This window comes from Jeotgalibaca caeni, from assembly GCF_028863945.1.
Lineage (GTDB): Bacteria > Bacillota > Bacilli > Lactobacillales > Aerococcaceae > Jeotgalibaca > Jeotgalibaca caeni.
Genome location: NZ_JARBEA010000094.1, coordinates 1 through 4,776 on the forward strand (window position 1 = coordinate 1; position 4,776 = coordinate 4,776).

A 4,776-nucleotide genomic window follows, 5' to 3' on the forward strand; every position below is an offset into this window, starting at 1 on the left:
ATTACCAGACGCCACTAGAAGTGTTTTTGAGTTACCTAGACGAATCTACTTTGTCTAGCTTAAATTGACAAATCAAACAATGAAAGCAATTACAATATGAAAGGGGAAGATACACATGGAAAATTTCTACCATATAAAAGAAAACATCAAGATATTAAAAGAAGTAGACGTTGCAATAATCGGAGGAGGACCGTCGGGAACATTTGCAGCTATTTCAGCGAGCAGACAAGGAGCAAAAACATTATTAGTAGAGAAAACTGGAAGACTTGGTGGAACTACTACAAATGCGTATGTAAACTTTCCAGGCCTCTTTCATGCATGGGGAAAACAAATTATTAATGGACCGTGTTGGGAAGCAATTGAACGTACCACGAAGTTAGATAATGTTAAATTACCTGATTTTTCTTCTGTACCTCCTGCGCATTGGCAACATCAAATACGAGTTAATATTTATACTTATTCAACGGTATTAGATGAAATGTGTGAAGAATCGAAGGTTGAATTGCTCTTCCATACCATGATTTCCTATGCGGAAGAAAGAGACGATGGAATCTATTTAGTGTTCACATCAAAAGAGGGTATGTGGGCTGTAAAAGCAAATTATGTCATCGATACAACAGGAGATTTAAATGTTGTTGGAATGATGAAATATGAAAGGATTAAATCAGATGAACTCCAACCGGGATCATTGATGAACACCTTAGACGGCTATGATATTCAGAATATTGACGAAGAAATTTTCAATGAGTTTGTCAGAACATCCATTGAGGAGGGAGTTATATTAAAAGAAGATATCCAAGGTGGAAACTTATATAGGCAAATTAGTAATTATCAAATTTTGATGCATATTACCAATGTAGATGGCTCAACCTCTCAAGGTCGTACTACTGCGGAAAAAGCAGGCCGTAAAAAATTGATGCTCCTTGTCCACTTTCTAAGGTCGTACCCAGGACTAGAAAACTTATATGTAAAACATGCTGGTGAGGAAACAGGGATTCGAGAAACCTATCGCGTTGTAGGAGAAGACACCATTACAGTGGAAAAATATGGTGAAGGATATATGTATGATGATGCAGTATGTTATTCATTCTATCCAATTGATCTTCATATTCCAGAAGGAATTAAAATAATTAAGCTAAAAGAAAATACTTTCCCAACCATCCCTTATGGGGCTCTAATCCCTAAAGGATCGAAACGTCTATTAGTTGCAGGTAGAAGTATTTCTGGAGACCAGGACGCTAACAGTGCTTATCGAGTGCAGGCTTCTTCCATGGCAACTGGGCAAGTTGCAGGCGTTGCTGCAGCTCTTGCTACACAGGAAGGATTAGATGTAAAAGATGTTTCTATTTCTCAGCTTCGGAAAAAGTTGAAAGAAATAGGTGCAATCATACCGGAAAAGGAAATTAATCTAGCTGATTCTAGATAAGGTTTTTACAAGATGAAAATAATAATAGCAAATTATGAGGTGAGATAATGTGGAAAAACTGCTAAAGAAATTTCAATCGCCATCCTCTGAACATAGGGGGGCACCATTCTGGGCATGGAACAAAAAACTAGAAAAAGATGAATTATTAGGACAGTTAAATTATTTTAAGGAGATGGGAATGGGAGGATTTATCATGCATTCTCGAACAGGCATGGCGACCGAATATCTGGGAGAAGAATTTATGGATTTGGTGAGAGCATGCGTGAAAAAAGCAGAAGAGCAAGATATGAAGGCATATCTATATGATGAAGATAGATGGCCATCTGGATATGCAGGAGGAATCATAACCAAAACTGATGAATTCCGTGGAAGATTCATCGTCTTGACACCTAATCCAAAAGAGAAAGAAAGTGAAAGAGAAAATTTTCTGCAAAATGCTAATGGGAAAGAAATTATTATCACAGATAGCAGTGGGATTGTAAGATCGAAACTTTCGGAAAAGGCTTGTTTAATTGCGAAATATGATATTCAAATTGAAGATGGTTATCTGACCAGATATAAAAAGTTATCAGATCAGGAAACAGGGGAAAATGTCTGGTATGCTTATTTAGATATCAATGCTGACGATTCTTGGTTTAATAATCAAGCTTATCTAGATACATTAAACAAAGAAGCGGTAAATGCATTTATTGAAAGTACGTATGAAGCTTATTATACTAAGGTGGGTGAGTATTTTGGAAACACGATTCCTGCTATTTTTACTGATGAACCGCAATTAACGCATTCCTCGAGATTATTGTATGCAGATAGCAAAGAAGATTTGATTATCCCCTATACAATTGATTTTGAAGAAAGCTATTTTGCGAAATATCAGGAATCATTCATAGATCATTTGCCAGAAGTTTTCTGGGATTTAGAAGATGAGCAAGTGTCCCCAACACGATATCGCTTTCACAATCATATAGCAACTTTATTTGCAGAATCATATAGCTATACAATTGGAGAATGGTGTAGGAAACATAATATCAAATTAACAGGACATATGGTGGGGGAACCAACATTGGCATCTCAAACTAAGATTATTGGAGACGCTATGAGAAATTATCTTGCATTTGATGTGCCGGGGATCGACATGCTATGTAATGACTACGAATACACATCTGCGAAGCAGGCACAGAGTGTTGCTCATCAAATGGGGAATAACGAAATAATGAGTGAATTATATGGTGTAACTAACTGGGATTACGATTTCAGAAATCATAAGTTACAAGGAGATTGGCAGGCAGCTTTAGGAGTCACACATCGAGTACCGCATCTTTCTTGGGTATCTATGGCAGGAGAAGCAAAACGAGATTATCCTGCATCCATTTTTTATCAGTCTCCATGGTATAAAAAATATAATGCCTTAGAAGATTACTATGGAAGATTAAATGTTGCTTTAAAGCAAGGAAGTCCTAACGTTAAAGTAGGAGTTATTCATCCGATTGAGAGCTATTGGCTTTTCTATGGAACCGATGAAAAAACTGGAGAGATGAGAAATAAACTAGAAAAGCAATTTCAACAAATTACTGAATGGCTTTTGTTCGGATTGATTGACTTTGACTTCATTTCAGAAGCGTTACTTGAAAAACTTTTGGTACAAGTAGAAGGCTCCCAATTCCGTATAGGAAAAATGGCTTATGATACAATTATTGTACCAGGTAATGTAACACTACGCTCAAAAACGCTTGATTACTTAAAAGAGTTTCAATTAGCTGGTGGAAATATTATCTTTATGGATCAATTTCCTTTGTATCAGGACTCACTCCCTCTTTTAGCAGAAAAGAAAAAAGCCTTAGAAGAAAATTTCAAATTGATTAACTTTGTCCAAAGAGATTTAATGAAAGAAGTAGAAGTTAATCGTATCATTGATATTCATAATAGTGATGGAAAACGAACCGATGATTTTCTTTATCAATTAAGACAAGTAAATAAAGATCAAATCTTATTTATTGCTCATGGAAAAAGAATGAAAAACCTTGATTCAGTAGTACAGAAAAAAATAACGATTGATATTAGTGGGTCTTTTAAGGCTACTTTGCTGAATCCTCTGACAGGAGAATCATCAACTTTAAAGGTTACTTTTCACGATGGGAAGACGACTATTGATCAATTAATGTATGACCAGGATAGTTTACTATTATACTTAAGCAATATGGAAAGTACTGAAGTTTACAGCAGAGAAGGAAAAGAAGTAGTAAAAAGGGATGATAGCAAAGAGCTTAAAGAATCTTTCATTATCAATAAAATTAACGATTATTCTTTAGAAGAAGATAATGTCTTAATGTTAGATCAAGCCGAATATTGTCTGGATGGAGAGGATGTCTATCATCAGAAAGAAGAGATTTTACGAATCGATAATATTCTAAGAAACCAATTAGGATATCCACTAAAAATGGATGGAAGTGCACAGCCATGGGTGGAACAAGAACCTATAGGGAATATCCATCAGCTGAAGCTACGTTATACTTTTAATTCGGATCTTGATTTTTTCGGAGCGAAACTTGCTATCGAATACCCCGAAAAAGCGAAAGTAACTTTAAACGGCCACATATGCACTATGGAAGTAAACGGATTTTTTGTTGATAAATCTATTTACTTGGTTGATTTACCTGTCATTAAGAAGGGTGAAAACACCCTTATTGTTTCCATGGAGTATCACCATAAGAGTAATTTAGAATGGCTTTATATCATTGGGGATTTTGGAGTAGAAGTACTGGGTAGCCAGGCCAAAATAATCGAATTACAGAAAAACTTAGAATTTAGAAGTATCCATAATCAAGGGTTTCCATTTTATGGAGGTAATATCACCTATCATTGTGAAATTGATGTTGAACAGGGGAGTTATGTCTTAGAATTCCCTAAGTATCGAGCAGGCTTGCTCTCTGTTGCATTGGATGGAGTAGAAGTGGGAAATGTATTCTTGTCGCCTTATCAAATTGATTTAGGAGAACTGCATGGAAAATATACCATCCTTATTACCGCATATGGAAACCGATTTAATACCTTCGGGCAAGTCCACTTATCTGATTCGCATATGAAATGGTTTGGCCCAAATTCTTGGCGTACGAATGGTGATAAGTTTACCTATAATTATTGTTTGAAAGAGTTCGGTGTATTATCTGCGCCCATCCTTCATAAAAGAGCATAATTCATTAAATCTTATGATTATTTATTTGGAAACTATTACTACTGTTGTGTTATACGAGGAATTTCTTTAGACACATAAAAAGACCTGAATAATTCATAGTTTTCCTAAATATTCACTAAAAGCGTATTGTGGCGCTATTATTCTATCTGTATCCCTGCAC

2 protein-coding genes are annotated in these 4,776 nt (G+C 35.6%); both read left to right on the forward strand.

Annotated elements, in window-relative coordinates:
- Positions 1-115: 115 nt before the first annotated feature.
- Positions 116-1,426 carry an FAD-dependent oxidoreductase gene (locus PVE40_RS12315; protein WP_274732232.1) on the forward strand — a complete coding sequence of 437 codons (1,311 nt, stop codon included), beginning with the start codon at positions 116-118 and terminating at the stop codon, positions 1,424-1,426.
- 49 nt (positions 1,427-1,475) lie between these two features.
- Positions 1,476-4,616 carry a glycosyl hydrolase family 2 protein gene (locus PVE40_RS12320; RefSeq protein WP_274732233.1) on the forward strand — a complete coding sequence of 1,047 codons (3,141 nt, stop codon included), beginning with the start codon at positions 1,476-1,478 and terminating at the stop codon, positions 4,614-4,616.
- Positions 4,617-4,776 lie beyond the last annotated feature (160 nt).

What these genes read in the sequence shown, in the direction of transcription:
- PVE40_RS12315 (WP_274732232.1), top strand. Translation starts at nt 116, where the DNA reads ATGGAAAATTTCTACCATATAAAAGAAAACATCAAGATATTAAAAGAA.